This is a genomic window from Corynebacterium accolens (genome assembly GCF_023520795.1).
Classification (GTDB): Bacteria; Actinomycetota; Actinomycetes; order Mycobacteriales; family Mycobacteriaceae; genus Corynebacterium; species Corynebacterium accolens.
On record NZ_CP046605.1, the window covers coordinates 1,502,745 to 1,527,011 of the forward strand.

Below are 24,267 nucleotides of genomic sequence, written 5' to 3' on the forward strand. Positions count from 1 at the left end.
CCGCCTAGTACAGCGCACAACCCGGTGCAAAGGCGACCGCACGCACGAAGGCCTGTGGATTACGCGGTAAACCTTGCCGCCACGGCGCTATTTCGCGGCAGGGTCAACAAAGTTATCCACAGAATTTAGTATTTAGCATCGTGGCCTTCGCCCACGGTTTCGTACAGGCGCCGCATGATGGGATAGGCAACGATGATGCCGACAGAGCCCCAGGCGATGCCCTCCAGGCTCACCCCACCCACGGTCAGGGTCAGGTTGCCGATGCCCGCGATCAAAGCCACCGCAGCCGCCGTCAGGTTCACCGGGTTATTGAAGTTGACCTCATTATCCATCCAGATGCGCACGCCCAGCATGCCGATAAGACCATAGAGCACGAGGGTGGCCCCGCCGAGCACGCCGGTGGGGATGGTGAAAATCAGCGCGCCGAACTTCGGGACGAAGGCCAATAGGATGGCGGTTAGGGCCGCAACCCAATACGCGGCGGTGGAATAGACGCGCGTGGCGGCCATAACGCCGATATTCTCAGCGTAGGTCGTGGTACCGGAGCCGCCGAAGCCACCGGCGAGGGAAGAGGCGAGGCCATCGGCAATCAGGGCATCGCCGGCGAGGTCGTCCAAGTCGCGGTTGGTCATCTCGGAGACGGCTTTGACGTGGCCGACGTTTTCCGCAATCAGCACCACGAGCACCGGCAAGGCCACGGCGATCGCGGAAAGATGGAACTCTGGGGCGTGGAATTCGGGCAGGCCTACCCACGGTGCGGCATCGATGGCGGCCTTGGCATCCTCGCCCAAATTGCCGGTCAGGGCGGCGAAAACCCAGCCGACGACCACGCCGATGAGGATGGACAGGCGCGAAACCATGCCGCGCCCGGCAACCGTGGCTAGGAGAATAACCAGCAGCGTGATGCCTGCGACCAAGGGCTGGCTGGCGAAGTTCTCGGCCGCATTCGGCGCCAAATTAAGCCCGATGAGCGCGACGATGGCGCCGGTAACCGCCGGCGGCATCACCGCATCGAGCACCCGCCTGCCGGCAGCCTTGACCACGAATCCGACCGCCACCAGCACCAAACCGGTCACCAGAATGGATCCGGCCTGCGCCGCAATCCCGTATTGCTGCGAGGCGGTCAGCGGGGCGATGAAGGCGAACGACGACCCCAGGTAGGACGGCAGGCGATTGCGCGTAATCAGCAGGAAGAGGATGGTGCCGATGCCGGAAAATAGCAGCGTGGTATTGACCGGAAAGCCGGTCAGGGTGGGCACCAGCAGCGTAGCACCGAACATCGCCACCACGTGCTGCATGCCGATGCCAATGGTTCGGCCCCAACTTAGTCGTTCCTCGGGCGCGACCACGGCGCCTGGTGCAATCTTCTTACCGTCGCCGTGGACGGTCCAACCTAGTATGCTCACGAACCACCATTATGGGCCATGGAGCACGAATTTTAGGAATCTTCCTCCACGATGAATTCGGCGAGCTCGCGGGCGGTGGTGGCGGGCAAGCGGACATCGACAAGCGTGCCGTCCTCGGTGTATTCCTCGCTACGCACGGTGCCCTCGGCATGCACGCGGGAAACGACATCGCCGCGGGTGAAGGGAACCTGCAGCTTAACGTGGCTATCGCGGGAGTTGAGGAAGAGCTCCACGCGCGCGCTCAGCTCGTCGATGCCCTCCCCCGTGCGCGCCGAAACATAGACGACGTCCTCATGATCCAGGACGTGGCGCAGCTCCGCGAGCACAAGCGGATCGGCCTGGTCGATCTTATTGATCACGATGATTTCCGGCGGGGCCTGCTCACCAGTCTCGCTGACGATATCGTAGATGACCTCATTGACCGCCTCGATTTGCTTGAGCGGGAACGGGTCCGATCCGTCCACGACATGCAGCATGATATCGGCGGCGAGCACCTCTTCCAGGGTGGACTTGAAGGCCTCCACCAGCTGGGTAGGCAGGTGGCGAACGAAGCCGACGGTATCGGTGAAGACGACCTGGCGGCCATCGGCAAGCGAGGCGCGGCGCGTGGTGGGATCCAAGGTGGCAAAAAGTGCGTCTTCCACAAGCACGCCCGCGTTCGTCATGGCATTAATGAGCGAAGATTTGCCGGCGTTGGTGTAGCCGGCGATGGCGATCTGGGCGATCGTGGAGGACTGGCGCCTGGAGCGCTTGACCTCGCGGGCGGTTTTCATCCCGCGCAGTTCCTTGCGCAGGCGCGCCATTTCGGTGCGGATGCGCCGGCGGTCGGTCTCGATCTTGGTTTCACCGGGACCGCGCAGGCCGACGCCGCCATTGGAACCGGCGCGGCCGCCGGCCTGGCGCGAAAGGTTGCCGCCCCAACCGCGGGTGTGGGTATAAAGGTATTCCAGCTGCGCCAGCGAGACCTGCGCCTTGCCCTCCTTGGACTTTGCGTGTTGGGCAAAGATGTCCAAGATGAGCATGGTGCGGTCGATGACCTTGGTATTGAGCGCGCGCTCTAATGCCGTGAGCTGGCCGGGGTTCAGCTCACCATCGCACACGACGGTATCGGCCCCGGTGGCTTCGACGATATCGTGGAGCTCTTTTACCTTGCCCGAGCCGATGAAAGTACCAGGATCCGGTTTATCGCGCTTTTGGTAAATCATTTCGACTACGTCGGCACCGGCGGTCTCGGTCAGGGCGGCCAGCTCATCCATCGTGGCCTCAACCTCCGCTACGGTGCCTTCGGTCCACACGCCCACGAGGATGACGCGCTCGAGGCGCAGTTTTCGGTATTCCACCTCGTAGCCATCGGTGGTGTCCTCGGCGCGGATGGAGGTCTCGCGGGTAACGCGGCGGAAGGCGTTGCGCTCGGCCAAATCTAGATCGCCGCTGGTGGGCGTGGTTTCCTGCGGGGTGTCCGCGTGGTCGCGGAAGGCCTGGGCGAGAAGTTCGTCCTTGCTCGCCGAGCTATCAGAATTCTGCGGGGAAAATTTGTTCATATTGCTATCTATTTTGGCACGTTAGGCCGCAAAACGGGAATTGCGGTTTCCGGGCTTACTGGACAAAGCGATACAATGGTGGCTATGGAAACGACGCAGCCTAGGCCAACGACTACTACCCAGAAGAAGAATACTGAAATGCAGGCGATCGGCCTGGATTTCGAACGCTGGCAGGACGCGGTCGAGGCAGCCATCGCCACGGACCGCCTTGCCGTTACCGGCGAGGTCCGCGGTGGCCAGCTCATTCAATACGGCGACCCCTCGGGCGCCCAGCTTAATATCTTGGCGGTAGAGCCCTACGCCACCTTTATCGGCTTCGATGCGGTCACGCAGGGTTTTGCCCACGTGGAGATGTTCAATGACGTTCTAGCGATCATGGACATCATCGATCCCTTCGGCACACCGCTGGCCCAGGTCACGGCGAACCTCGCGCAGGGGCCACTGTTGGCAGAAGAACCGCGGCAGGAATGGCAGCAGGTATCGCTGACCGCCATGGGCCTTGATATCACTACCTACGAGTCCCCGGCTGCCTACGAGGCCGAACACGGCGAATACCCCGCCCTCTTTGAATCCGAGGGCGCCCGCGTCATCGCCTCTGGCTCCGGCGCACAGGCCCCCACGCCGGCGGCTACCTTTGCCGCCCGGGTGATGGAAGCCGAGTGGCGCACCAATGAACTCACCGGCGAGAAATTCGCGCACCTCGTCATGGACGGGCTTTTCCCCTTCGATCTCTGCCTGCCTGCGGACCGTGGCGAATTGCCGGCCAAGGATTCCGTGATCTCCGGTACGGCCCTGCTCACCGCCGCTATTGACATGCCGTCCGGCGGCTGCGGCGATGGCGGATGCGGTTGTGGATCCGGCGGTTGCGGCTGCGGCGGGCACTAGATTTTTTAGGCCATGCCTTTCCTTAGCGATCCACAAAACCGGAGGACACTTGTCTTTATCCTCCTGGTCCTTTGCGCGATCGCGATCGTTGTAATGCTAAAACTGCCCGGACTCATCATCGCCGCCATGCTGGTGGGCGCGGGCTGGTTCATGCTGCGCACGCGCCCCGATACCGCAGAAAGAAAGGCCCTGCGCAGCTCCATTTCGCTTTCGGCAGACGATATCCAGGACGTCATCGCCGAATTCGAAGAATTCGAAACCTCCACGGAGGCCGAGCCGCTTGCGGATCGCACGCTGTACCGGCCAGCACTGCTGGACCTCGACTGTTCCCACCCCGCCATCGATGCGTTCCACTACGAATTGGCTGGGGCGCGCCGCTTCCTCCGCCGCCTCAATATCCGCATCCACGCCCACGGCATGCGCACACAGGACTTGGAAGCCCTCCTCCGCGTCACCGATGAACGCGCCCGCGAGCTGAAAGAATCGTGGCTGGCGGCCCGCCGCGCGGCCTTCCGGCTCGGCCCGGATTACCGCACGCGGCAGATCGACGACGAAAACTAAGGCCCTTACAGGCTCGTTTCACCCGTCGCGACGATGGCGGACGGGCCCGTCAAGCGCGTGCCGCCGTCATAGACCTCGACGGTGACCTCGCCGCCGGGAACGTGGACATGGACGGTGCCGAGGGCTTGGGCGGCATCGGCAAGCGCGGCGGTAGCTGCCGCGACCGTGCCTGTACCGCACGACTGTGTCTCCCCAACCCCGCGCTCGAAGACGCGCATGTGCACGTGCCCCTCCCGCAGCGGGGTCACCAGCTCAAAATTCACCCCGCCGGGAAAGAAGGACTCGTCGTAGACAGGCGCCGTGAGGTCCTTGGCGGCCAATGCTTCCGGTTCCAGGCCTGGGATGACGGCCGCGAGGTGCGGGTTACCCATATCCACCCCGAGGCCGGCGTAGGACTCACCGCCCACGGACGCGGTAGATACTCCGGTCACGCGCGCGGGGCCCATCTCCACGGTGACGCTAGCGGCAGTGGCATCGCAGGAATGCACCGTTACTTGCTTGGCGCCCGCCCGGGTGCCGATGGTGAATGCGTCCTCGCCCACCAAGTCGTGCGAGCGCAGCCAGTGGGCAAAGACGCGGGTGCCATTGCCGCACATTTCCGCCACGGACCCATCGGCGTTGCGGTAATCCATAAACCAGTCGGCGGAATCCACCCCGTCCGGAAGTGCCGCCAACTCGCCCGCGTCCACGAGGGCGCCGGCGCGCACAACGCGCAATAGGCCATCGCCGCCGATGCCCGCCCGGCGGTCACACAGCGCCGCCACGCGCTCTGGTGAGAGCGGCGCCTCGGCGTCGAAGTCTTCTACGATGACGAAGTCATTTTCGGTTCCATGGCCTTTGGCAAATTTCATAGCCTCTACCCTAGCGCCCAAGCGCGTACAAAGCTTGGGCGGTGGTATCGCCCGCGGCATCGAGCCAGGTAATGCGCTTATCGCGGTTAAACCAGGAGCGCTGGCGGCGCACGTACCGGCGGGTGCCAGTAATCGTGCGTTCTACCGCATCTTCCCACGTCAGCTCGCCGCGCTGGGCTTGTAGAACCTGCGCATAGCCAATCGCGCGGCCCGCGGTGGAATCGGCCACAAGCCCCTTATCCTGCAGGTGCTCGACTTCCTCGACGAGGCCTTGCTCAAACATGAGGCGCGTGCGCTTTTCGATGCGCGGGTTCAACCACTCGCTATCCGTGCGCAGCCCCAGCAACTTGGTCCCCCACCGGGGCGGGCCGTTCTTCGGCGGCTGGCTGGCCTTAAAGGGCTTGCCGGTCAGCTCGATGACCTCGAGCGCCCGGACGGTGCGGCGGGGGTCTTTATCCTCGATGATAGCGGCGGCTGCCGGATCGACGCGCGCGAGCTCCGCGTGGAGCGCGTCGGTTCCGATATCGGCGCGGCGGGCCTCGTATTTGGCCCGTACCTGCGGATCGGTCGGCGGGAATTGCCAATCATCCACCAACGCCTGGGCATAGAGCATGGATCCGCCGACGAGGATCGGAGTCTTGCCGCGGGACATGATGTCCTCGATATCGCGCAAGGCCGCCTGCTGATAGCGCGCTACGGAAGCAGTCTCCGTCACGTCCCAGACATCGAGCTGATGATGCGGGATTCCTTCGCGCTCTGCGGGGGAAAGCTTCGCGGTCCCGATATCCATGCCGCGGTATAGCTGCATAGAATCGACATTGACCACTTCCCCACCCAGTTTATGGGCAAGGGCCAGCCCGAGCGCGGATTTGCCGGATGCGGTGGGGCCAACTACTGCGATGGGGCGCATGTTACCTCCCAACCTGCCACGTAGCGGCCTACCCCGAGGGTGGCGTCCGTCGCCCGGACCTGCGCGCGCTTGGGCGTGCAGGCGGCAAGCTCCAGCCAGAGCGCCGGCTCTTCCACGCCACGTTGCTTCAGCCACTCGGCCTCGCTACTTGCCGATGCCCCCATCAACACCTCCTCGCACCACCGGTGCACCTCCTGCGCGCCGGGAATAAGCGCCAGCGGTGCCCTCTCGGTAAGCCCCGCGCTGCCGTCCGCAACCACGATGCTAAGTACCTTTGGGTCTGGCATGCCCAGGCGGTCGCGGCTATCGCGCACCGTTATCTGTGGGACCGTGGACAGGACGTAGTGGGCCATGATTTCTGGCAGGTAGTCTCCCGCGCCCACGTTTACCTGGTGGGCTCCCCAGGCGCGCAGGCTACCCGTGTGGCGGGTATGCCACCGGGAGGAGCGGGATCCGATAATTTCTGCCTCGTTAATGCCGGCGGCAGCGGCTTCGACCGCCAGCATGCGCGCCGCTGCCAGCAGCGCCCGCGAGGCGGCATCGTTGGGAGCTAGCTCGACTGCCAGCGCCGGCGAGGCGGGCATAACCATGAGATTGAACATTATTCCTCCATACTATCTACCCAAGAGGAGGTAATTAAATAGATTCTAGGCACACGGCGATTTTTCGCGGTAATGTAACCAGTGATTTCATCCGGCAGCCGTGACGCGCGGCGATATATGTCTAGGAGGGCTTTCCATGTCTCCCACCCCTACCCCAGGTTCCATGCCCAAGAAGGGCCCCCGCCCCACAGCCAAGCCCGTGCCCGTGCAATCACCGAGCAAAAACGACCCGGCCAAGTGGGGGCGCGTCGATGCCGATGGGTCCGTCTTCGTGTCCGCCCCCGAAGGCGAGCGCAAGATTGGGGAATGGCAGGCAGGCTCTGCGCAGGAGGGCCTCGAGCACTTCGGCGCCCGGTATGATGACCTAGCCACCGAGATCGAGCTCCTAGAGGCTCGCCTGCGCGCCAACCCCAGCGAAGCCGCAGGAATCAAGCAAACCGCCGCCGAACTCCGCGAGACCCTTCCTACCGCTGCGGTCATTGGCGATATCGCGGCGCTGGATCGCCGCCTCGCGGCGGTTATTGATCACTCGGTCGTGGCCGGTGAACAGGCACAGGCGGAGCGGGAAAAGCGCCGGCAGGACGCGATTGCGGCAAAGGAAAAGCTCGCCGCAGAGGCCGAAGAGATTGCCGAAAATTCCACGGAATGGAAGGCCGCCGGCGACCGCATCCGCGCCATTTTGGAAGAGTGGAAGCAGATTAAGGGCATCGATAAGAAGACCGATGACGGCCTGTGGAAGCGCTATTCGCGCGCCCGCGATTCCTTTAATCGGCGCCGCGGTTCGCACTTTGCGGATCTCGATCGCGCCCGCGCGGCCGCGCGAAAGAAGAAAGAAGAACTCGTCGAGCGCGCCGAGGCCATCCAGGACTCCACCGATTGGGGCCCCACCGCCCGCGCCTACCGCGATCTGATGGCGGAGTGGAAGGCGGCCGGCCGCGCCCCGCGCGAGGTCGATGACCAGCTGTGGGCGAAGTTCCGCGCCGCACAGGACCGCTTCTTTGATGCCCGCAATGCGGTCAACGACGAGCGGGACCGCGAGTTCGCCGAAAACGCCAAGGCAAAGGACGCGCTGCTTGCGGAATACGACAGCCTGATTGACCCATCGCAAAGCATGGACAAGGCCAAGGCTAAGCTGCGCGAACTGCAGGAAAAGTGGGAGGAAATCGGCTTCGTGCCCCGCAACCAGGTGCGCGAGTACGAATCCAAAATTGAGCAGCTAGAAAAGCGCGTCACCCAAGCGGAAGAATCCGAATGGCGGCGCACCGACCCTGAAGCGCAGGCTCGCGTGGCCCAATTCCAGGCCAAGGTGGAAGACTTCAAGGCCCAGTCCGCGGCTGCGGAGGCTAAGGGCAAGGAGAAGAAGGCCGCGGAGCTGCGCGCGCAGGCGGAGCAATGGCAGGAATTTGCCGATGCCGCTGCCAATGCCGTCAACGATAAATAGTGCACCTCGTTCAGATTGCGCGCCCGACCCAGGTAGCCGAGGCTGAACCGGCGGATTGTATCCGTTCCTTTGTTTTCTGGGCAAACCTGGCGGCGCAGGAAGCAAGCGGGGATGCGGCGGCCTCGACCTCGCCTAGCCGCGTGGTGCACCGCCTGCAGGGTTCGGGCGAATCGCAGACTTACCTTTTCGCGGTGGTCGATGGCCCGGCGACGCTCGGGCCCGTCTCCGAGCTCGGTCTGCCCCAAATTCCCGCTACCGCACCGAGCCCCGAGCTGGACTACGTGGGATTTATCCACATCAGCCTGCCGCTTTTAGAAGAGCGCAATGCCGCGGAAATCGAGTGCGTCCTGTGCGATCTGCCGCTGCCCGGAGAACCGCTTGATGCCAAGGGGCACAAGGTGGCTACCTGGATGGGAGATACCGCCTTAAAAATCACCCAACAGCTCGGTCGCAGCGTCGCGCACGTGGGCCTGCTGCACCCACCGGAGACTTCGCCGGAGTATGACGCAATGGCGGAGGTCTACCAATCCCTGGGCTTTACGCGGCGCCATAGCGAGCGGCAACTAGCCATCGATATTCCAGAGCACCCGGCTGCCGCCCTCTTTCCACCCGGGCTTTCGGCCGCGGTTTGGCAGGACTATGCCATTCCGGAGGTACATATCGACGATGTCATGCGCCTTTTAACGGTCGCCTCGGCGGATGCCGATACCGGCACCTTATCCACCGAGCCCATCGTGTGGTCCCGGCAGCGGTTGGAAGAAGCGCACCAACGCCTGCGCTCGCGGCGCGGGCATACGCTGCTCATAGCGCTCATCGATAACGCCGACGGCATCGTAGCGCTCACGGAGCTAGCACGGCACGAGGCCGCAGATCCGGAGGTCTGCGAATGGACCCTCACCGTCACCGACCGCGACCACCGCCGGCAAGGCTTGGCGCAATTGGCAAAACTCACCGCCCTACGCGAGGTCAACCAAGCGTGGCCGCAGGTGCGCCGCTGCTATTGTTCCGTCGCAGCCGGCGACGCCGCCATGAACGCGCTGTATGCGCGGCTCGGGGCGCGGGAAATCTCCCAGTCTTCTGCCTGGGAGCTGCACCTTTAGCCCTCCTGCTGGTGGCGGTGGCGCTCAGCGGCCTGCTTGCGGCGGTCATCGACAAGCATCTCCTGCGGCTGCGGGGACGCAATATCGGACTGGAATTTGCCTACCTCATCCAGCTGGCCCGCCGAGGCGCGAACCTTTTCTTCTGCCGCGCGTTGTTCCGGGCTGCGGCGCAGGGCGACGAGGCTAAAGCCCAAGAAGGCCAGGAAGGTCGCCAGCATACCCACCCACATGCCAATGGCCGGGCCGTCCGCGGTGGAGCCGCGGTACCAAAAGCCCCACAGGTTAACGAAGAAAGAAACCGTCACCATCATCCACGCAATCAGACCGAGCGTGGCGCGGCGGGTCAGCAGGGTTGCCGTCGTCAGCACGCCCACGCCAAGTAGCGCGAGCCACGCGGAGACGGTCTCCATCAGCGAGATCTTCACCCCATCCTCGGTGGTGCCAAAGCTTAAGGCCTGCCACCCGTGGGCGGAGCCGGCATAAGGAACGATGAGGTAGACAATATAGGCCGCCACAGCGATCCACAGCGTCACTTTCTGCCCACGCAGATCCATGGTTTGTGCTGCTCGGCGCTCCGCCTGTGCCGCCTCCTGGGCGGCGGTGGTGGTATTTCGCTCTCTCATGGCACCCTAGCCTACTCCCCGGTTAGCAGCCGCAAGAATCCGCTGCGGCAGCGCCAGCAGGCTTGCCGATGCCCGGCAGCCCCAAGCCCACCCCAATCGGAGCGGTAGTGGGGGTTTGGCCCGAAGCCGACATGTCGCCGGCCTTGGTGCGGGTGTGGGTGGCTACTGCGGCATCGGCAAGCAAGAAGAACGAGCCTGCACCCGTGACCTTGGTGCGCACGACGTCGCCGGGGCGAATCTCGGCCGAGATATCCGCGCCGTTGGCATCAATGGGGCTAAAGTGCACGAGGCGCCCATCCCGAGCTCGACCTGACATGCGGTGGGTCTCATCGTTCTTGCGTCCGCCCTCAGCCTGGACCAAGAGCTCCACCTCAGTGCCCACGAGCTTCTGGTTCTCTTCTGCCTGGATGCTATCTTGCAGCGCAACGAGCCGCTCGAAGCGGTCCTGGACGACTTCCTTAGGCACCTGGTTTTCCATCTCCGCCGCAGGGGTGCCAGGGCGCGGGGAATACTGGAAGGTAAACGCCGAGGCGAAGCGGGCGCGCCGGACCAAGTCCATGGTGGCCTGGAAGTCCTCTTCGGTCTCGCCTGGGAAACCAACGATGATATCGGTGGTAATCGCCGCGTTCGGAATCTTCTCCCGGACCTCATCGAGGATGCGCAGGAACTTCTTCGTGCGGTAGGAACGGCGCATGTCCTTCAAGACCTTATCCGAGCCGGACTGCAGCGGCATGTGCAACTGCGGGCACACCGCCGGGGTTTCCGCCATGGCGTCGATGACATCCGAGGTAAATTCCGCCGGGTGCGGGGAGGTAAACCGCAGGCGCTCGAGGCCGTCGATCTTGCCCACTTCGCGCAGCAGCTTCGAGAAAGCAAAGCGATCGCGCGGCATTTCTGGATCGGCGAAATTCACGCCATAGGCGTTGACGTTTTGGCCCAAGAGGGTGACCTCAGAAACTCCCTGATCCACCAGCGCCTGTACCTCGGCCAGAATATCGCCCGGCCGGCGGTCCTCTTCCTTACCGCGCAGGGAGGGAACGATGCAGAAGGTGCAGGTGTTATTGCAGCCCACGGACACCGATACCCAGCCCGCGTAGGCGGATTCGCGCTTAGCGGGCAATACCGAGGGGAATGCCTCTAGCGAATCGACGATTTCGACCTGAGCTTCCTCGTTATGGCGGGCGCGCTCGAGGAGGGTGGGCAACGCTGCCATATTGTGGGTTCCGAAGACGGCATCAACCCACGGCGCATTGTCGAGGACGGTGTCCTTATCCTTTTGTGCAAGGCAACCGCCCACAGCGATTTGCATGCCGGGATGGTTCTCCTTCGTCTTCTTCAATGCGCCCAGCGTGCCGTAGAGGCGCTTGTCGGCGTTTTCGCGGACTGCGCACGTGTTAAAGACGATGAGATCCGGCTCCGTGGCTTCGTCTGCGGCCGCGTAGCCAGCTTCCTCCAGCAGGCCGGAAATGCGCTCGGAATCGTGCACATTCATCTGGCAGCCGAAGGTTCGGACTTCATAGGTACGGGTTTCAGGAATTGTCTGCTCCACGTCGGCATAGTTTAGCCATCACCCAGAACAACTCATAACCGTCGCTGCTCGGCGCCCGTGACGGCAAGTGGGCCAGAATGGGCGCGTCGTGAGGCGCGTCGGGGCGCGGGCCCGCGGTGGGTGGGGCGCGTGTGCGAGTCACAAGGTTGGAGCCAATAAGGCACTAAGCCCCATCCCCCGGATTTAAGGAGAAGACAGCTCCTCGCAACGCTCCTCAAGGGCGCTAATGGCAATGTTCAAAGACATACCCTCGTTGAACCCGCGGCGCGCCAATACGCCCACGATCCTGCGCAAGGCCTTTTCCCGTTCCTTCCTATCCACAGGAACGGATTTCACGCCGCGCGCCTTCTTTTCCGCCAAGGCTCGGGCCATCGCCTCTTCATCGGCGGCGTCAATTTGGGAGAGGGCTTCGTCTCTGTCTTCTTGGCTTACTCCCTTTTCCCGGAGCTCGCGGTCGAGGACGCTGCGCGATTTTCCTCGCCGCTTATGCCGCTGCCGCACCCATTCGGCGGCGAAGGCGGCGTCGTCAATGAGGCCCGCATGGGCCAAGTCATCGAGGACCTCATCAACCACCTCAGGGTCGAATTCGGCTTGTACTAAGCGGTCATACAATTCCTGGCGGGACCGCGAACGCTGGTCAAGCAGCCCCAATGCGCGGGACCGAACCTTTAATTTAGCCTCTTCGGCCTCTCGATCAAAAAGCCCGCCCCCGGCTTCTCCTTTTTCATAGGCTTCAAGGGCCTGGCGGAGTTGCTCTAGCTTTTCAGGGGCGGGTTGATTCATAGCGCGGGTGTTAAGCGGTGGGAGTGTTGGTGGACAGGATTAGTCGTCATCGAAGTCGACGTTCGGGACCAAATCTACGGATTCATCCGTCAATGGGTCATCGGAACCGGGGACATCCATGGCGGTAGCTTCTTCAGCATTTGCCGCCTCTTCCCCAATGCCGAGCTTTTGGAAGATCTTCTTTTCGATCTCATTGGCAAGGTCAGAGTTATCCTTCAAGAAGGAACGAGCCTTCTCCTTACCTTGACCCAGCTGGTCGCCCTCATAGGTAAACCAGGAGCCGGACTTGCGGATAAAGCCGTTTTCTACGCCGAGATCAATGATGGAGGACTCGCGAGAAATGCCCTCGCCGTACATGATGTCGAACTCGGCGATCTTGAACGGCGGGGAAACCTTATTCTTTACCACCTTGAGCTTCGTGCGGTTACCAATGGCATCCTGGCCATCCTTCAGCGTCTGGATACGGCGGATATCGCAGCGCACGGAGGAGTAGAACTTCAGCGCTTTACCACCGGTGGTGGTCTCCGGGGAACCGAACATCACACCGATCTTTTCGCGCAGCTGGTTGATGAAGATTGCGGTGGTGCCGGAGTTATATAGCGCACCGGTCATCTTGCGCAAGGCCTGGGACATCAGGCGGGCCTGCAGGCCGACGTGGCTATCGCCCATCTCGCCTTCGATTTCCGCCTTTGGGGTCAGCGCCGCCACGGAGTCCACAACGATAATGTCGATAGCGCCGGAGCGCACCAGCATGTCCGCGATTTCCAAGGCCTGCTCACCGGTATCGGGCTGGGACACGAGGAGGTTATCGGTGTCGACGCCTAGCAGGCGTGCATATTGGGGGTCGAGGGCGTGCTCGGCATCGATAAACGCTGCAATGCCGCCGTCTTTTTGTGCCGAGGCAATGGCATGCAACGCCACCGTCGTCTTACCGGAAGACTCTGGGCCATAGATTTCCACAATTCGCCCGCGCGGGAAGCCACCGATGCCCAGCGCCACGTCGATTGCCGTGTTGCCGGAAGAAATGGCCTTGATGGGCGGGCGGTCATCATCACCCAAGCGCATAACGGCGCCCTTGCCATAATCCTTCTCGATCATGGCCATCGCGGCATCTAGCGCCTTCTGGCGGTCATCTCCCTTGGTTGCGGCGGAGGATGATTTCTTTTTCGTTGCCATTGTTATTAATCCTTATCTCGTACGACGCTGCGTGAACACTTAATTAGACTGCTGCAGAACCCTAAATGGTTCCGCCCTCAACGCGATCCCACTGTAGTCGCCCACACCGACACCCCAACTAGAGTACATACATCTGTTCGAATATCGAAAACGGACACGCCTTTTCAGGCTCTCTTGGGCCTATAAAGTTGGGTAATCTACGCCGAGACGTCGCTCATGGGGGACATCGAAATCATCGCACAGCCCTATCCAGACACGGCGGGGATCGACGCCACGTTCGATAAGATCATCCGGCGTTCCATTGAGCTCTGATAAAACATGCGAATGGCTAATCCACGCCCCTTTTGATTCGCCAAATTCATCCACAACCAGTTGGTGGTACTCCGTCAATCGCATGCGCGCAATCCTACCCACCACCACGGAAATTTTTCCAAAACCTTCACCAGAACGCCGCAAATGTCCCTCCTTGAACGACGTTCAAATTGGTGTGTCTACAGCGTTTTTCTCCAAGGTGCTAATCTTTTCCCATGCAGAAGAACTCCGTGGCAACCACCATTGCCTATGTAGCGGTATTTACCGCCCTCGTTATCGTTTTAGCCTTCGTTTCTATCCCCGTAGGCACCGCCGGCGTGCCCATCGTCTTGCAAAACGCCGCGCTCATTTTGTCCGGCCTCATCTTGGGCGGAAAACGCGGCGGCTACGTTGGCTTGCTATTCCTCTTTATCGGTTTGGCATTGCCCGTTTTGGCAGGCGGTGGCACCACGCTCCGCGCGCTTGCCGGCCCCACCGTGGGATACATCATCGGTTACGTACTCTCCCCCATCGCAGCCGGCGCCATCGCTTATCGCGCCCCGCGCGGAAAGGGCGGCATGACCGTGGTTTTCGCTATCGCAGCCATCGTAGGCCTTCTCGTGCAATACACCTGTGGCGCGATCGGCTTGATGGTTCGCTCCGGACTAAACGTCGGACCGGCCATCGCGGCGCAAGGCCCGTTCGTCCTCGTTGACACCGCAAAGCTCATCGTGGCCGTTATCATCGCCGTTGGTGTTCACTCCGCATTCCCCGACCTGATGGGTAGGAAGGCCTCCTAGTGCCCACCATCGACTTTTCCTCGGTCACGGTAGCCTTCGATGAGACGGTGGTCCTCGATGACATCAACCTCACTTTAAGCGAGCAACGGATCGGCGTCATCGGTCAAAATGGCGGCGGAAAGTCCACGCTGACTCGGCTTATCAATGGCCTGGGTGAGCCCACCGCGGGTACCGTCACCGTCGACGGCATAAATCCCAGCGAGCAGGGCAAGAAGGTGCGCGAAAAGGTGGGGTTCGTCTTTTCCGATGCCGAAAATCAGATCGTTATGCCCAATGTGCGCGATGACATCGCTTTTTCCCTGCGCCGCTTCAAGCTGCCTAAGGCCGAGCGTACTGCGCGAGTCGATGCCACCCTGGAACGGTTCGGGCTCTTAGAATTTGCCGAGCGCTCCCCGCACACGCTTTCTGGTGGACAAAAGCAATTGCTCGCCTTAGCCGCAGTGTTGGTCATCGACCCGGTTCTCATCATCGCCGATGAACCAACGACGCTGCTTGATCTCCGCAATCGCGACCGCATCAAGCGCGAGTTCGCGCAGCTTGACCAGCAGCTCATCGTCGTTACTCACGATCTGGAATTCCTCACGGATTTCGACCGTGTCATCTGCATCGATGACCACAAGGTTGCTGCCGATGGCGCTCCCCAGGAGGTCATCGATTTTTACAGAGATCTCATGGCGCAGCGGCCACTCTAGAAAGCCACCTCCAATGACCCGACGCAGAACCAATATTCCGCTATCCGTATATGTTCCGGGCACGACGGTAATCCACCGGATGAAGCCCAGCTGGAAGATACTCATTTTGCTGGTATTTATCCTGGTTACCAGCATCTTTTTCAACTCTTTGCCGTGGGCCGGCGGCGCGGTGATCGCTGCAGCGCTAACCTATGTCATCGCCCGCATCCCCCCACGGATTGCCTGGAGCCAGCTCTGGCCGCCCCTAATAATCCTCATTCCCCTAGCTGGATTCCAGTGGTGGGCGAAGGATTTTGACTACGCCGCCGTGATGTTCCTGAACATCTTGGCGGCCATGATTCTGGCCTTTTTGCTAACGCTCACGTCGACCGTCGACGCCATCATGGAGTCGCTTGAAGAATCCCTCCAGCCGCTGAATCGTTTCGGCGTCCCAGTAGAAAACATCAGCTTGGCGATGTCCCTGACAATCCGCCTCATCCCCCTCATGTTCGAAACGGTCTACGAGGTTCTCGATGCCCGCAAGGCACGCGGCGCTGGCTTCTCCCCCTCAGCCTTTGTCACGCCCGTCATCATCCGCTCCATTCGGCGCGCTCGCGCCATTGGCGAAGCCCTTCAGGCCCGCGGCGTCGGTGACTAAGGAAACTTAGGCACATGCCCAACTAGCACCAAAAAGCCTCCGCCTTCTCCCACCGCTCGAAGCGGGAAAGGAAAGATCGGAGGCTAGTGTGCAGTTTGCGCTATGGCCAGCCCGGGATAACGAAGTTACTCTCCGCGCAGCTCGCGCAGGCGAGCCTGGACGGCGTCATCATTTGACGTCGGCTGTGCGGCCTGATCCGCAGCGGAACCAGAGGCCTTATTGCCCTCGATGGCCTGAGTGCGGTTAGCTTCTACGGACTTCGTGGAGTTCATCTCGCTACGGATCTGCTCCAAGCGGGAGTGGCCGGCCATCTGAATGCCCGCCTGCTGCACCTCGGCCATGCGATTTTCGACGGAATTTTCCGCCAATTCCGCCTGGCCCAAAGCCTTGGAGTAACGGCGCTCAATCTTATCGCGCACGGCATCGAGCGAAGGCGTGTTGCCGCCGGCCGAAAGCTCGTTCATGGAGTTCAAAGACTCAGAAACCTTTTCCTGCATCTTTGCCTGCTCCAGCTGCGATAGCAGCTTCGAACGCTCATCAACCTTCTGGCGCAGGGCGGCATTATTGCGCTCAACAGCGCGCTTCGCTTGCTCAGCTTGTTGCAACGCCTGGTCGTGAAGCTTCTTCGTGTCCTCCACGGACTCCTCTGCGGTCACCAGCTGAGCGGCAAAGGCCTCGGCGGCGTTCTCGTACTCCACGGCCTTGTTTTCATCACCATTGGCGCGTGCCTTATCCGCAAGCTCGAGCGCCTGGCGGGTATTGCCCTGCAGCTTTTCGACCTCGGCTAGGCGACGGTTAAGTTGCATCTCCAGCTGGCGCTGATTGCCAATAACCGCCGCAGCTTGCTGCGAAAGCTCTTGGTGCTGACGTTGGGCATCTTCGATGGCCTGCTCAATCTGAATTTTCGGATCGGCATTCTCTTCGATTTTATTATCGAACAGTGCCATCAGGTACTTCCAACCCTTAACAAATGGATTCGCCATTATGCTCTAGACCTTTCTAGGGAATGTGGTAATGCGTCGCGTTGTCGTGTTCATAGTAACCCAACGCCTAGGGCTCTGCCGCTACTAATCGCAGGTATCCACCGCGGCTATTCTTTTCAGAATCCCGCACGCGTTAAAGCTCAGAAGCAGCCGGCGCGGTATGCGCGAGCTCTTCATCCATCGACGGCAGAGCCATATAACCGGCAGCCTCGATCAAGACGTCAGACACAGACGCGTCGAGCGCATGGCACACGGAGGCCAATAGCTCAGAAGAAACTTCCTTGCGGCCTCGCTCGAGCTCCGACAAGTAGCCCGGTGACACGCGGGCGACGCTAGCCAATTCACGCAGGGTAACTGACTTATCCGCGCGGAATGCGCGCAGAGTCAAGCCCAATGCTTCACGCAATAGTGGCTCGGGGGCACGGGCAGGTTGTGGCGCCGATGGTGCCGCTGCCGCAGGTTCCGCGGCAGTCTGCGCCGAGTGGTCGAGGACTGCTGTAGAAATGTTCATCGTAAGTTTTAACGCTCCTTCGATGAAATTTGTTCCCCACTGGTAGGAAAATTTTTGATGATCGCACCAAGTTGGGCGATCGCAACTCCTACCGTGGCCTTTCTAATTTGGTTTCGTTCAGTGCCCAAGTCACGCAAGCAAAAAGACTGCGCTATGCGCCCGGCGGAATAGATTCCTAAAAATACCGTGCCGGGTTCTTTTCCTTCTTGTTTATCGGGCCCAGCGACGCCGGTAAGCCCTAAACCCCAATCCGCCCCGGTTTCCGCAGCAGCGGCGCGAGCCATATCAACTGCAGTTTCGCCAGAGACGACGCCTACGCGCTCGATCTCTGAGACTGGTTTGTCCAGAAAGTGAGATTTCACCTCGGTGGCATAGGTGATAAGGCCACCGCGCAAGACGGCAGACGCGCCTGGCACCGAAGCGATAGTAGCGCTGGCTAAGCCGGCAGTCAGCGATTCGCACAAGGCCACGGTCTCGTGGCGCTCTGTCAATAGGGCAACGAGTTCAGATTCTGTGAAGGTCATTGCGTTTAGCTATTTTGCTTTTGTCCATCGATGAGATACTGCACGCCGGTAACGACCGTAACCACGACGGCCATCCACATGATGAAGGAGGTAGGAATATCCATCCACGAGGGAAGCGGCCACAAGTATAAGCCCACGGCGAAGGACTGCAGGACGGTCTTTAGCTTGCCGCCTTTAGAGGCTGGGACAACTTTTCCGCGGCGCAGCAAGGCCATGCGCCAGATGGTGATGCCGAATTCCCGGATCAGAATAATGACGGTGACCCAGACCGAAAGCTGATCGACGATATTGAGGCAGACAAGCGCTGTGGTCATGAGCGCTTTATCAGCAATGGGGTCGGCAATCTTGCCAAAATCGGTAATCAACCCGCGGGCGCGGGCAATATCGCCATCGAGCTTATCCGTGAGCATTAAGGCGGCGAAGACGCCAAAAGACCACCACTGATGGCCGCCGATGACCAGCCATGCAAAGACCGGAATGAAAACGATACGCAAGCAGGTGAGGAAATTTGGCAGATTCCAATTAGAGACCTGCGGATTCACTTCCGAGGACTGCGCTGACTGTGCTCCGGGTTGATTCACCCTATACATACTACCCGCTTGGGTTATGGTCTCGCGGCACACTCCCCCGAGAATTTATACTGTCCGGTATGAAATATTTTGCAGTCAATTATGAATACAACCCGGCCAACCCAGAGATAGCGAAGGTCCGCCCGGCCCACCGCGAGTTCACCGGGAAACTATTTGATGAGGGCACCATCGTGGCTTCGGGACCGTTCACGGATTCCCAAGGCGGCGCGCTCATCATTGTGCGCTTTGACGATGATGACACCGAGGTAGCCGATGTCATCCAGCTGATGAACGATGATCCCTTCTATCAAGAAGGCTGCCTCCAGGGCCGCAGCTTCCGCGAGTGGAATCCGGTTAAAGCCCGCTTCTAGGCTCTCTCCCCTAGTTGGGTAGGTCTTCCTTGGACAGATCCTCGGCCCTGCCCAGGTAATCGCCGCGCGTATTGCGCACGATCTTATTTCCTTCCTCGTCCCAGTCGTAGTGGTTGTGGGATACAGCCACTACGCCTTGGGTTTTATCGCGCATGTTCTTGATAACCGATACAAGAACCGTGATGACCAAGACTCCAACGATGACCACCAGCGAGCCGATCGTGGAGATTTCTGGCACGGATTCAATGTTGTCGCCGCCATTGATAAACGGCAGGTTATTCTCGTGCAACGCGTGGAAAAGCAGCTTGACGCCGATGAAGCCCAAGATGATGCCCAGGCCATAAGGCAGGTAGACGAGGCGGTCCAAGAGGCCATCGATAAGAAAGTACATTTGGCGCAGGCCCATCAGCGCGAATGCGTTGGTGGTAAAGACCAAAAACGCCTCTGAGGTAATGCCGTAGATTGCCGGGATGGAGTCGAAGGCAAACATGACATCGATAAGCCCAATGGATACCAGCGCGACGAATAGCGGCGTGAAGGCGAACTTGCCCTTCTTAGAGCCATCGTCCACGCGGTGGGTGAGCTTATCCCCGTGGTACTGCGGGGTAACATCTACCGCCTTGCGCACGAGCTTGATGATGGCCATATCGTTCGGGTTGGTCTCCGGCGCGTCCCGAATCTCATCAATGACCAACTTGATGGCGGTGTAGAGCAGGAAGATGGCGAAGAGGTAGAAGATATCGGACCACGCCGCGATAACCGCCGCGCCCAACAGGATGAATACGAGGCGGAAGACGAGGGCGATGATGATGCCGATGAGCAGCACCTTTTGCTGGTACTTGCGCGGGATTTTAAAGGATCCCATGATAAGCGCAAATACGAAGAGGTTATCCACGGAAAGCGCCTGCTCTGTGACATAACCGGTAAAGAACTGGATGCCGTGCTCGTGGCCCCACACGGCCCACACGACGCCGCCAAAAACTACGGCGACGCAAATATAGAAAAGGGTCCACAGGCCCGACTCTTTCAGGGTAGGCTCATGTGGACTGCGCACGTGAGAATAAAAGTCGAATATAAAAAAGGCTAAAATCACCGCACCGGTGACCAGCCACACCCACAATGGGACGTTCATCGCGAGATCCCTCCGGTCGAATTTACTTTAAGAAAGTGACCGGAGGTCTCCCCCGCCCAGCGGATATTCCTCGCTGGGCCGACACGACCGGGAGCGCACAGCTACCGTGTTGACGATCTATGCCGAATGTGGGGTACTCCCCTCCAAGACCGTGACCATCTTACACTACTTAGAAGGCCCCGGACGATGGGTTATAGGTCGCTTGCACCGTCCGCGTATCGGAATCGGGCGAGTCGGGGGCGTCGGAAAGAGCGGAATCTGCGGAATCACCGGCATCATCGTCTTCTTCCTGGTTCAACTCGTCCTGGATTTCCTTGGGGGCATCGGCAGGGTCGGCGCCCTTAATCATCCACAGGATGGTGTCGAGTTCTTCGGGCTTGACCAGCACCTCGCGCGCCTTGGAGCCTTCCGATGGCCCGACAACGCCGCGCGATTCCATCAGGTCCATCAGGCGGCCCGCCTTGGCAAAGCCAATGCGCAGCTTGCGCTGCAGCATCGAGGTGGAACCCAGCTGGGCGGTGACCACCAGCTCGACGGCCTCGAGGAGGTCATCCATGTCCTTGCCAATGTCATCGTCGATCTCCTTCTTCGCCTCAGACTGCTTTTCCTCGGTCACGCCCTCGGTGTAGTTCGGGGCGGCCTGAGATTTAGCGGCCTCGACGACATCCATAACCTCGTCATCGGAGACGAATGCACCCTGCATGCGCACTGGGCGCTTGCCCTGTGGGATAAATAGACCATCGCCCATGCCGATGAGCTTTTCCGCGCCGCCTTGGTCCAAGATGACGCGGGAGTCGGTCAAGGACGAGGTGGCAAAGGCCAAGCGGGAAGGCACGTTGGTCTTGATAAGGCCGGTGACCACATCGACGGACGGGCGCTGAGTAGCAAGCACCAAGTGAATGCCGGCGGCGCGGGCCTTCTGGGTGATGCGGACGATGGAGTCCTCGATTTCCTTCGGGGCGGTCATCATCAAGTCCGCCAGCTCGTCGACGACGCAGACGATATAAGGGTACGGCCGAACCTCGCGCTCGGAACCTGCCGGGGCCTGGTATTCGCCGGAGACAACCTTGCGGTTATAGTCCTCGATCTTGCGCACGCGCGCGGCCTTCATATCCATGTACCGCTGCTCCATCTCTTCCACCAGCCACTGGAGGGCCGCGGCAGCCTTCTTCGGCTGGGTAATGATGGGCGTAATCAGGTGCGGAATGCCCTCATACGGCGTGAGCTCCACCATCTTTGGATCGACGAGGATCAGGCGTACCTGCTCCGGGGTGGCGCGGGTAAGCAGCGAGACCAGCATGGAGTTCACGAATGCAGACTTACCGGAACCGGTGGCGCCGGCAACCAGCAAGTGCGGCATCTTCTGCACGGAAAAGGACGTGTATTCGCCCTCGATGTCCTTGCCCAGGCCAATCAACATTGGATCCGGGGACGACGTCATGCTGGGTGCATCCAAGACCTCGCGCAAGTGAACCATCTCGCGGTCCGGGTTAGGAACCTCAATGCCCACCGCGGACTTGCCCGGAATCGGCGTGAGCAAGCGCAGGTTATCGGTCGCCACGGCATAGGCCAGGTTGGATTGCAGGTTCGTAATCTTTGAGACCTTCACGCCTGGTCCAAGCTCAATCTCATAGCGGGTCACGGTGGGGCCACGGCTAAAGCCAGTTACCTGAGCATTGACGTTGAACTCTTCGAAGACATCGGTAATGGCCTCGATGATGCGGTCATTGATCTCGGTGCGTTCCTTCGCAGGCGTGCCTGGGGTCAGCAGATCGGTAGAGGGCACCGCATAGTTGTCGTTGCCAAATTGAGCAGGCGCGGGCGCTTGGGGCTGTGTGGCAGGCTGTTCCGCCGCCGCGGTGGATTCCACCTGTGCGCCGGTGGCCGCATCGCGACCAGAGCGCTCACGGAACAGGCGCCGAGCCTCCTCGTGCGCCGAAGACACAGCATCGGAACCGGCCTTGGCAGCACCAGCGGCAGCGGCACCGGCAGCAGCGCCTTTGGCCTTGCCGGCTGCACCTGCGGCACCAGCCACACCAGAAGCAGCGGCAGCACCGGCGCCAGCAGGCCCAGCGACTCCAGCGGCCCCAGCACCAGCCGCTCGGCCAGCCCGCGACTTGCGGCCGGTAGAAGACCCGCCAGTGGCAGAACCCAAGACGCGGGTGGGCTCGCTTTCTGGCAGCGCAGGTTGGGCGGATTCCGCGTCGTCAGCGTAGTCAGCATCGTCTACTGCCGGGAAGGCATCGGTATCCCCCATGCGGGAATCTGCACCATAGCCCAGTTCTTCGTCGCTGCGGTCTACGGGCTCATAACCCGCACGGACTGGGGTGTTGAAGGCGACGGTGTGGTCGTCTGCGGGGGCATCGTCAAGCGACTGCACCGGATAGGAGCTGCCGGTCTTGCGCAGGGCGGACGTGCCGCGACGCTTCGGCGCAGGACGCTCGGAGCGCTCGCGGCCATGTGCAATATCGTCGATATCGCCAGACACGTGGCCGTAGAGATCGTCATCGTCGGCCTCGTCGTAGTCCTCATCGCTGCCGCCAAAGCGGGACAAGGCCGAGCGCAGCGAATCCGCCACGAGCTCGTAGGCCTCGCGGATGGTGATTCCCGTAACCAGCAGCGCGCCGTAAATGATGACGAGGAAGAGCAGGGGTACTGCGACATACGAGGTAAACGCGGCATCCAGAATCCCGCCGATTGCAAAGCCGACAACACCGCCGGCCCCGCCCGCGGTATCGGTGGTAAATCCGAGCGGCGGATTACCGGCAAAGATGTGGATGAGGCTCAGCATCGCCAGCACGATGATCGACGTGCCGCCCGCAATGCGCGGATTAATGCGCCCGGATGGACCATCCATTTCCATCATGAGCGAAATGGCCAGCGCGACGAGCGCAATGGGAAGCACCCACGCGCCGGCGCCGATGACGTAGCGCACCAGGTTGCCCACCCAGGCGCCCACCTGGCCGGCGACGCCAAACCATACGGTGGCGGCGAGGACGATGGCTACGCCAATGAGCACTAAGGCAACCGCATCCGGGTTATTGACGCGCAACCCGCCCTGCGGGGAAGCCGCCGCCTCATCGGAAGCCTGTGCCTCCTCTTCGGCTGCGATATCGCGCGCGCGAGTTACCTTACTTTTCTTCTTTTTCCCGGCGCTATCAGAAATTTCCTGTGGCTCCCTTGTTCTCTCGAAATCCTCCGTGCCGTCAGCAGTTACATCCTGGCTCGGCTTCAGGCCCGCAAGGCCATTGCCTAGGCCGCGGGCAACATTGCCCATTCCGCGCGCGGTGGCACCAAATGCAGAGCCAAGCCCCTTGCCGACGGCCCTAAATGCGCTCCCCGTACGCTCTTGCGTCGTTCCTGCCGCGCGCCCAGACGAGGTCATCTCCAGCGTCTCTGGCACACCGGCGCTGGACTGGCTGCGGCCAGACGGCCGCGACCGGTTCGCTTTCCGGCCAGGCGCGCTTTTCGATGCTCGCGTCTGGTTCCGGCGCGATCCGCGAGAGGAGGCATTTTTGACAGACATGTCATTTACCTTAACCGGAAAACCCCACAAATCACATACGCCACACGCGTGGCAGGGCTAGTTAACCGAGAAATGTCCCGAGTTCGGGCTAAAAAGGTGCAGCACGGGCCACAAAAGCGGCTTTTTCTAGCCTACAGGGTTGACATCTTGATGGCTGACTCGTCGCCATTGATGGTGACTTGTACGACATCGCGCCCGTATGCCCACAGGAGGAGTTCGCCAACCTCCCCGCTTACGCGGACCACGCGATCGCCGCGATCGGCTACCCCGTGCTTATCTGCCACGACGATGCGCTGCATCCCGTCCGGCTGCAGGATCACCGGCTGGGTGGATTTACGCAGGCTCAATTTGGCCCAGATCTTCAAAAAACGGTGCAGCTTCTTCTGCACGGCCACAGAAAAATCGCGGGGTTCGGTCTGGCCATTAGCGCGGCGAATATCCTCGTGGTGGATGAAATGTTCGCCCAAATTTTGCTGGGCATCGAGAAAACGTGCGGGGTTGAACTTTGCCGGTCCCCTCCCCCAGGCATCGACAAGCTCATCGAAATCGCGGCGGGCGACCTTAGCGGATTCCTTTTCTAGGTGGGGCTGCAGGACCGAAAGGAACATGCCCGCTGCGGCATCGGGACGGTTTTCGCGCACCCACAGGTGGGCAACTAAGTCGCGCGTGGTCCAGCCCTCACACAGCGTGGGGGCGTCTGGACCTAGCTGATGAAAAAGCGCGACCATCTTGGCGCGTTCGGAAGATGAAAACGACATGTGCCCCAGCATACCGAGGTCATCGAAATGCTGGGGCACAGAAAC

25 protein-coding genes are annotated in these 24,267 nt (G+C 60.9%); 8 read left to right on the forward strand and 17 right to left on the reverse strand.

What is annotated here, in order from left to right; all coding sequences use genetic code 11:
* Positions 1–125 precede the first annotated feature (125 nt).
* Together CACC_RS07195 and hflX are read right to left on the reverse strand one after the other, a co-directional pair.
* Complete coding sequence (locus tag CACC_RS07195) at positions 126–1,406, reverse strand: uracil-xanthine permease family protein (RefSeq protein WP_005278886.1); 1,281 nt, start codon at positions 1,404–1,406, stop codon at positions 126–128.
* 32 nt (positions 1,407–1,438) lie between these two features.
* Complete coding sequence (hflX, locus tag CACC_RS07200; RefSeq protein WP_005278885.1) at positions 1,439–2,947, reverse strand: GTPase HflX; 1,509 nt, start codon at positions 2,945–2,947, stop codon at positions 1,439–1,441.
* A gap of 75 nt (positions 2,948–3,022) precedes the next feature.
* On the opposite strand from hflX, the gene CACC_RS07205 reads away from it, so the two are divergent.
* Positions 3,023–3,832, forward strand: coding sequence for a hypothetical protein (locus tag CACC_RS07205; RefSeq protein WP_005278883.1), 810 nt, complete (start codon positions 3,023–3,025; stop codon positions 3,830–3,832).
* Between the two features lie 93 nt (positions 3,833–3,925).
* Entirely contained in the window at positions 3,926–4,393 is a 468-nt protein-coding gene (locus tag CACC_RS07210) for a hypothetical protein (protein ID WP_244262145.1), read from the forward strand.
* Between the two features lie 5 nt (positions 4,394–4,398).
* Here the strand turns inward: CACC_RS07210 and dapF are convergent, their stop codons facing one another.
* From dapF to CACC_RS07225, 3 genes are read right to left on the reverse strand one after another with little or no spacing between them, the layout of a single operon-like run.
* Positions 4,399–5,244, reverse strand: a complete 846-nt coding sequence (gene dapF, locus CACC_RS07215; protein WP_005278878.1) for a diaminopimelate epimerase — start codon at positions 5,242–5,244, stop codon at positions 4,399–4,401.
* A gap of 10 nt (positions 5,245–5,254) precedes the next feature.
* Positions 5,255–6,154 (reverse strand): tRNA (adenosine(37)-N6)-dimethylallyltransferase MiaA, encoded by a 900-nt coding sequence (gene miaA, locus CACC_RS07220; RefSeq protein WP_005278875.1) that lies wholly within the window; start codon positions 6,152–6,154, stop codon positions 5,255–5,257.
* Complete coding sequence (locus tag CACC_RS07225) at positions 6,136–6,756, reverse strand: hypothetical protein (RefSeq protein WP_005278872.1); 621 nt, start codon at positions 6,754–6,756, stop codon at positions 6,136–6,138. Before CACC_RS07225 ends, miaA begins: the two co-directional genes overlap by 19 nt.
* Before the next feature lie 136 nt (positions 6,757–6,892).
* Between CACC_RS07225 and CACC_RS07230 the strand changes: the two genes are divergently transcribed.
* A complete protein-coding gene (locus tag CACC_RS07230; protein WP_005278868.1) occupies positions 6,893–8,197 on the forward strand; it encodes a DUF349 domain-containing protein in 1,305 nt (434 codons plus the stop codon).
* Complete coding sequence (locus tag CACC_RS07235) at positions 8,197–9,297, forward strand: GNAT family N-acetyltransferase (protein ID WP_005278865.1); 1,101 nt, start codon at positions 8,197–8,199, stop codon at positions 9,295–9,297. Before CACC_RS07230 ends, CACC_RS07235 begins: the two co-directional genes overlap by 1 nt.
* On the opposite strand, the gene CACC_RS07240 is transcribed toward CACC_RS07235, so the two are convergent.
* From CACC_RS07240 to CACC_RS07260, 5 genes are all read right to left on the reverse strand, one after another.
* Positions 9,294–9,920 carry an Rv2732c family membrane protein gene (locus CACC_RS07240; protein WP_005278861.1) on the reverse strand — a complete coding sequence of 209 codons (627 nt, stop codon included), beginning with the start codon at positions 9,918–9,920 and terminating at the stop codon, positions 9,294–9,296. The two genes, CACC_RS07235 and CACC_RS07240, sit on opposite strands and share 4 nt — an antisense overlap.
* Positions 9,921–9,942: 22 nt before the next feature.
* Positions 9,943–11,469, reverse strand: coding sequence for a tRNA (N6-isopentenyl adenosine(37)-C2)-methylthiotransferase MiaB (miaB, locus tag CACC_RS07245; protein ID WP_081445475.1), 1,527 nt, complete (start codon positions 11,467–11,469; stop codon positions 9,943–9,945).
* A 183-nt stretch (positions 11,470–11,652) separates the two neighbouring features.
* Entirely contained in the window at positions 11,653–12,252 is a 600-nt protein-coding gene (recX, locus tag CACC_RS07250) for a recombination regulator RecX (RefSeq protein ID WP_005278856.1), read from the reverse strand.
* Between the two features lie 39 nt (positions 12,253–12,291).
* Positions 12,292–13,428, reverse strand: coding sequence for a recombinase RecA (gene recA, locus CACC_RS07255; protein WP_005278853.1), 1,137 nt, complete (start codon positions 13,426–13,428; stop codon positions 12,292–12,294).
* 180 nt (positions 13,429–13,608) lie between these two features.
* On the reverse strand, positions 13,609–13,824 hold the full coding sequence (locus CACC_RS07260; protein ID WP_081445474.1) for a DUF3046 domain-containing protein: 216 nt from the start codon (positions 13,822–13,824) through the stop codon (positions 13,609–13,611).
* Between the two features lie 131 nt (positions 13,825–13,955).
* Here CACC_RS07260 and CACC_RS07265 point away from each other — a divergent pair, with 131 nt between their 5' ends.
* From CACC_RS07265 to CACC_RS07275, 3 genes are read left to right on the forward strand one after another with little or no spacing between them, the layout of a single operon-like run.
* Positions 13,956–14,519, forward strand: a complete 564-nt coding sequence (locus CACC_RS07265; RefSeq protein ID WP_005278849.1) for a biotin transporter BioY — start codon at positions 13,956–13,958, stop codon at positions 14,517–14,519.
* A complete protein-coding gene (locus CACC_RS07270) occupies positions 14,519–15,211 on the forward strand; it encodes an energy-coupling factor ABC transporter ATP-binding protein (RefSeq protein WP_005278847.1) in 693 nt (230 codons plus the stop codon). The genes CACC_RS07265 and CACC_RS07270 overlap by 1 nt, the downstream gene beginning before the upstream one ends.
* A 13-nt stretch (positions 15,212–15,224) precedes the next feature.
* Positions 15,225–15,848 carry an energy-coupling factor transporter transmembrane component T family protein gene (locus tag CACC_RS07275; protein ID WP_035108449.1) on the forward strand — a complete coding sequence of 208 codons (624 nt, stop codon included), beginning with the start codon at positions 15,225–15,227 and terminating at the stop codon, positions 15,846–15,848.
* A 125-nt stretch (positions 15,849–15,973) separates the two neighbouring features.
* On the opposite strand, the gene CACC_RS07280 is transcribed toward CACC_RS07275, so the two are convergent.
* The 4 genes from CACC_RS07280 to pgsA form a co-directional block, all read right to left on the reverse strand.
* Positions 15,974–16,831, reverse strand: coding sequence for a PspA/IM30 family protein (locus CACC_RS07280; RefSeq protein ID WP_005278842.1), 858 nt, complete (start codon positions 16,829–16,831; stop codon positions 15,974–15,976).
* A gap of 133 nt (positions 16,832–16,964) precedes the next feature.
* On the reverse strand, positions 16,965–17,342 hold the full coding sequence (locus CACC_RS07285) for a helix-turn-helix domain-containing protein (protein WP_005278839.1): 378 nt from the start codon (positions 17,340–17,342) through the stop codon (positions 16,965–16,967).
* An 8-nt stretch (positions 17,343–17,350) separates the two neighbouring features.
* Positions 17,351–17,866 (reverse strand): nicotinamide-nucleotide amidohydrolase family protein, encoded by a 516-nt coding sequence (locus tag CACC_RS07290; protein WP_005278836.1) that lies wholly within the window; start codon positions 17,864–17,866, stop codon positions 17,351–17,353.
* 5 nt (positions 17,867–17,871) lie between these two features.
* On the reverse strand, positions 17,872–18,456 hold the full coding sequence (pgsA, locus tag CACC_RS07295) for a CDP-diacylglycerol--glycerol-3-phosphate 3-phosphatidyltransferase (RefSeq protein WP_005278833.1): 585 nt from the start codon (positions 18,454–18,456) through the stop codon (positions 17,872–17,874).
* 59 nt (positions 18,457–18,515) lie between these two features.
* Between pgsA and CACC_RS07300 the strand changes: the two genes are divergently transcribed.
* On the forward strand, positions 18,516–18,806 hold the full coding sequence (locus CACC_RS07300; protein ID WP_005278830.1) for a YciI family protein: 291 nt from the start codon (positions 18,516–18,518) through the stop codon (positions 18,804–18,806).
* Between the two features lie 10 nt (positions 18,807–18,816).
* On the opposite strand, the gene CACC_RS07305 is transcribed toward CACC_RS07300, so the two are convergent.
* From CACC_RS07305 to CACC_RS07315, 3 genes are all read right to left on the reverse strand, one after another.
* On the reverse strand, positions 18,817–19,938 hold the full coding sequence (locus CACC_RS07305; RefSeq protein ID WP_005278827.1) for a TerC family protein: 1,122 nt from the start codon (positions 19,936–19,938) through the stop codon (positions 18,817–18,819).
* A gap of 169 nt (positions 19,939–20,107) precedes the next feature.
* Positions 20,108–23,323: an FtsK/SpoIIIE family DNA translocase gene (locus CACC_RS07310; RefSeq protein WP_005278823.1), complete on the reverse strand. Its 3,216-nt coding sequence runs from the start codon at positions 23,321–23,323 to the stop codon at positions 20,108–20,110.
* A 272-nt stretch (positions 23,324–23,595) separates the two neighbouring features.
* Complete coding sequence (locus CACC_RS07315) at positions 23,596–24,234, reverse strand: TIGR03085 family metal-binding protein (protein ID WP_005278818.1); 639 nt, start codon at positions 24,232–24,234, stop codon at positions 23,596–23,598.
* Between the last annotated feature and the right edge of the window lie 33 nt (positions 24,235–24,267).

Excerpts from the sequence above, each read along its gene's own strand:
- CACC_RS07265 (WP_005278849.1), top strand. The coding sequence starts at position 13,956 with ATGCAGAAGAACTCCGTGGCAACCACCATTGCCTATGTAGCGGTATTT.
- miaA (WP_005278875.1), bottom strand. The coding sequence starts at position 6,154 with ATGCGCCCCATCGCAGTAGTTGGCCCCACCGCATCCGGCAAATCCGCG.
- CACC_RS07230 (WP_005278868.1), top strand. The coding sequence starts at position 6,893 with ATGTCTCCCACCCCTACCCCAGGTTCCATGCCCAAGAAGGGCCCCCGC.
- dapF (WP_005278878.1), bottom strand. The coding sequence starts at position 5,244 with ATGAAATTTGCCAAAGGCCATGGAACCGAAAATGACTTCGTCATCGTA.
- pgsA (WP_005278833.1), bottom strand. The coding sequence starts at position 18,456 with ATGTATAGGGTGAATCAACCCGGAGCACAGTCAGCGCAGTCCTCGGAA.
- hflX (WP_005278885.1), bottom strand. The coding sequence starts at position 2,947 with ATGAACAAATTTTCCCCGCAGAATTCTGATAGCTCGGCGAGCAAGGAC.
- CACC_RS07300 (WP_005278830.1), top strand. The coding sequence starts at position 18,516 with ATGAAATATTTTGCAGTCAATTATGAATACAACCCGGCCAACCCAGAG.
- recA (WP_005278853.1), bottom strand. The coding sequence starts at position 13,428 with ATGGCAACGAAAAAGAAATCATCCTCCGCCGCAACCAAGGGAGATGAC.
- CACC_RS07260 (WP_081445474.1), bottom strand. The coding sequence starts at position 13,824 with ATGCGATTGACGGAGTACCACCAACTGGTTGTGGATGAATTTGGCGAA.
- CACC_RS07210 (WP_244262145.1), top strand. The coding sequence starts at position 3,926 with ATGCTAAAACTGCCCGGACTCATCATCGCCGCCATGCTGGTGGGCGCG.
- CACC_RS07280 (WP_005278842.1), bottom strand. The coding sequence starts at position 16,831 with ATGGCGAATCCATTTGTTAAGGGTTGGAAGTACCTGATGGCACTGTTC.
- CACC_RS07310 (WP_005278823.1), bottom strand. The coding sequence starts at position 23,323 with ATGACCTCGTCTGGGCGCGCGGCAGGAACGACGCAAGAGCGTACGGGG.
- recX (WP_005278856.1), bottom strand. The coding sequence starts at position 12,252 with ATGAATCAACCCGCCCCTGAAAAGCTAGAGCAACTCCGCCAGGCCCTT.
- CACC_RS07240 (WP_005278861.1), bottom strand. The coding sequence starts at position 9,920 with ATGAGAGAGCGAAATACCACCACCGCCGCCCAGGAGGCGGCACAGGCG.
- CACC_RS07275 (WP_035108449.1), top strand. The coding sequence starts at position 15,225 with ATGACCCGACGCAGAACCAATATTCCGCTATCCGTATATGTTCCGGGC.
- CACC_RS07225 (WP_005278872.1), bottom strand. The coding sequence starts at position 6,756 with ATGTTCAATCTCATGGTTATGCCCGCCTCGCCGGCGCTGGCAGTCGAG.
- CACC_RS07305 (WP_005278827.1), bottom strand. The coding sequence starts at position 19,938 with ATGAACGTCCCATTGTGGGTGTGGCTGGTCACCGGTGCGGTGATTTTA.
- CACC_RS07315 (WP_005278818.1), bottom strand. The coding sequence starts at position 24,234 with ATGCTGGGGCACATGTCGTTTTCATCTTCCGAACGCGCCAAGATGGTC.
- CACC_RS07205 (WP_005278883.1), top strand. The coding sequence starts at position 3,023 with ATGGTGGCTATGGAAACGACGCAGCCTAGGCCAACGACTACTACCCAG.
- CACC_RS07290 (WP_005278836.1), bottom strand. The coding sequence starts at position 17,866 with ATGACCTTCACAGAATCTGAACTCGTTGCCCTATTGACAGAGCGCCAC.
- CACC_RS07285 (WP_005278839.1), bottom strand. The coding sequence starts at position 17,342 with ATGAACATTTCTACAGCAGTCCTCGACCACTCGGCGCAGACTGCCGCG.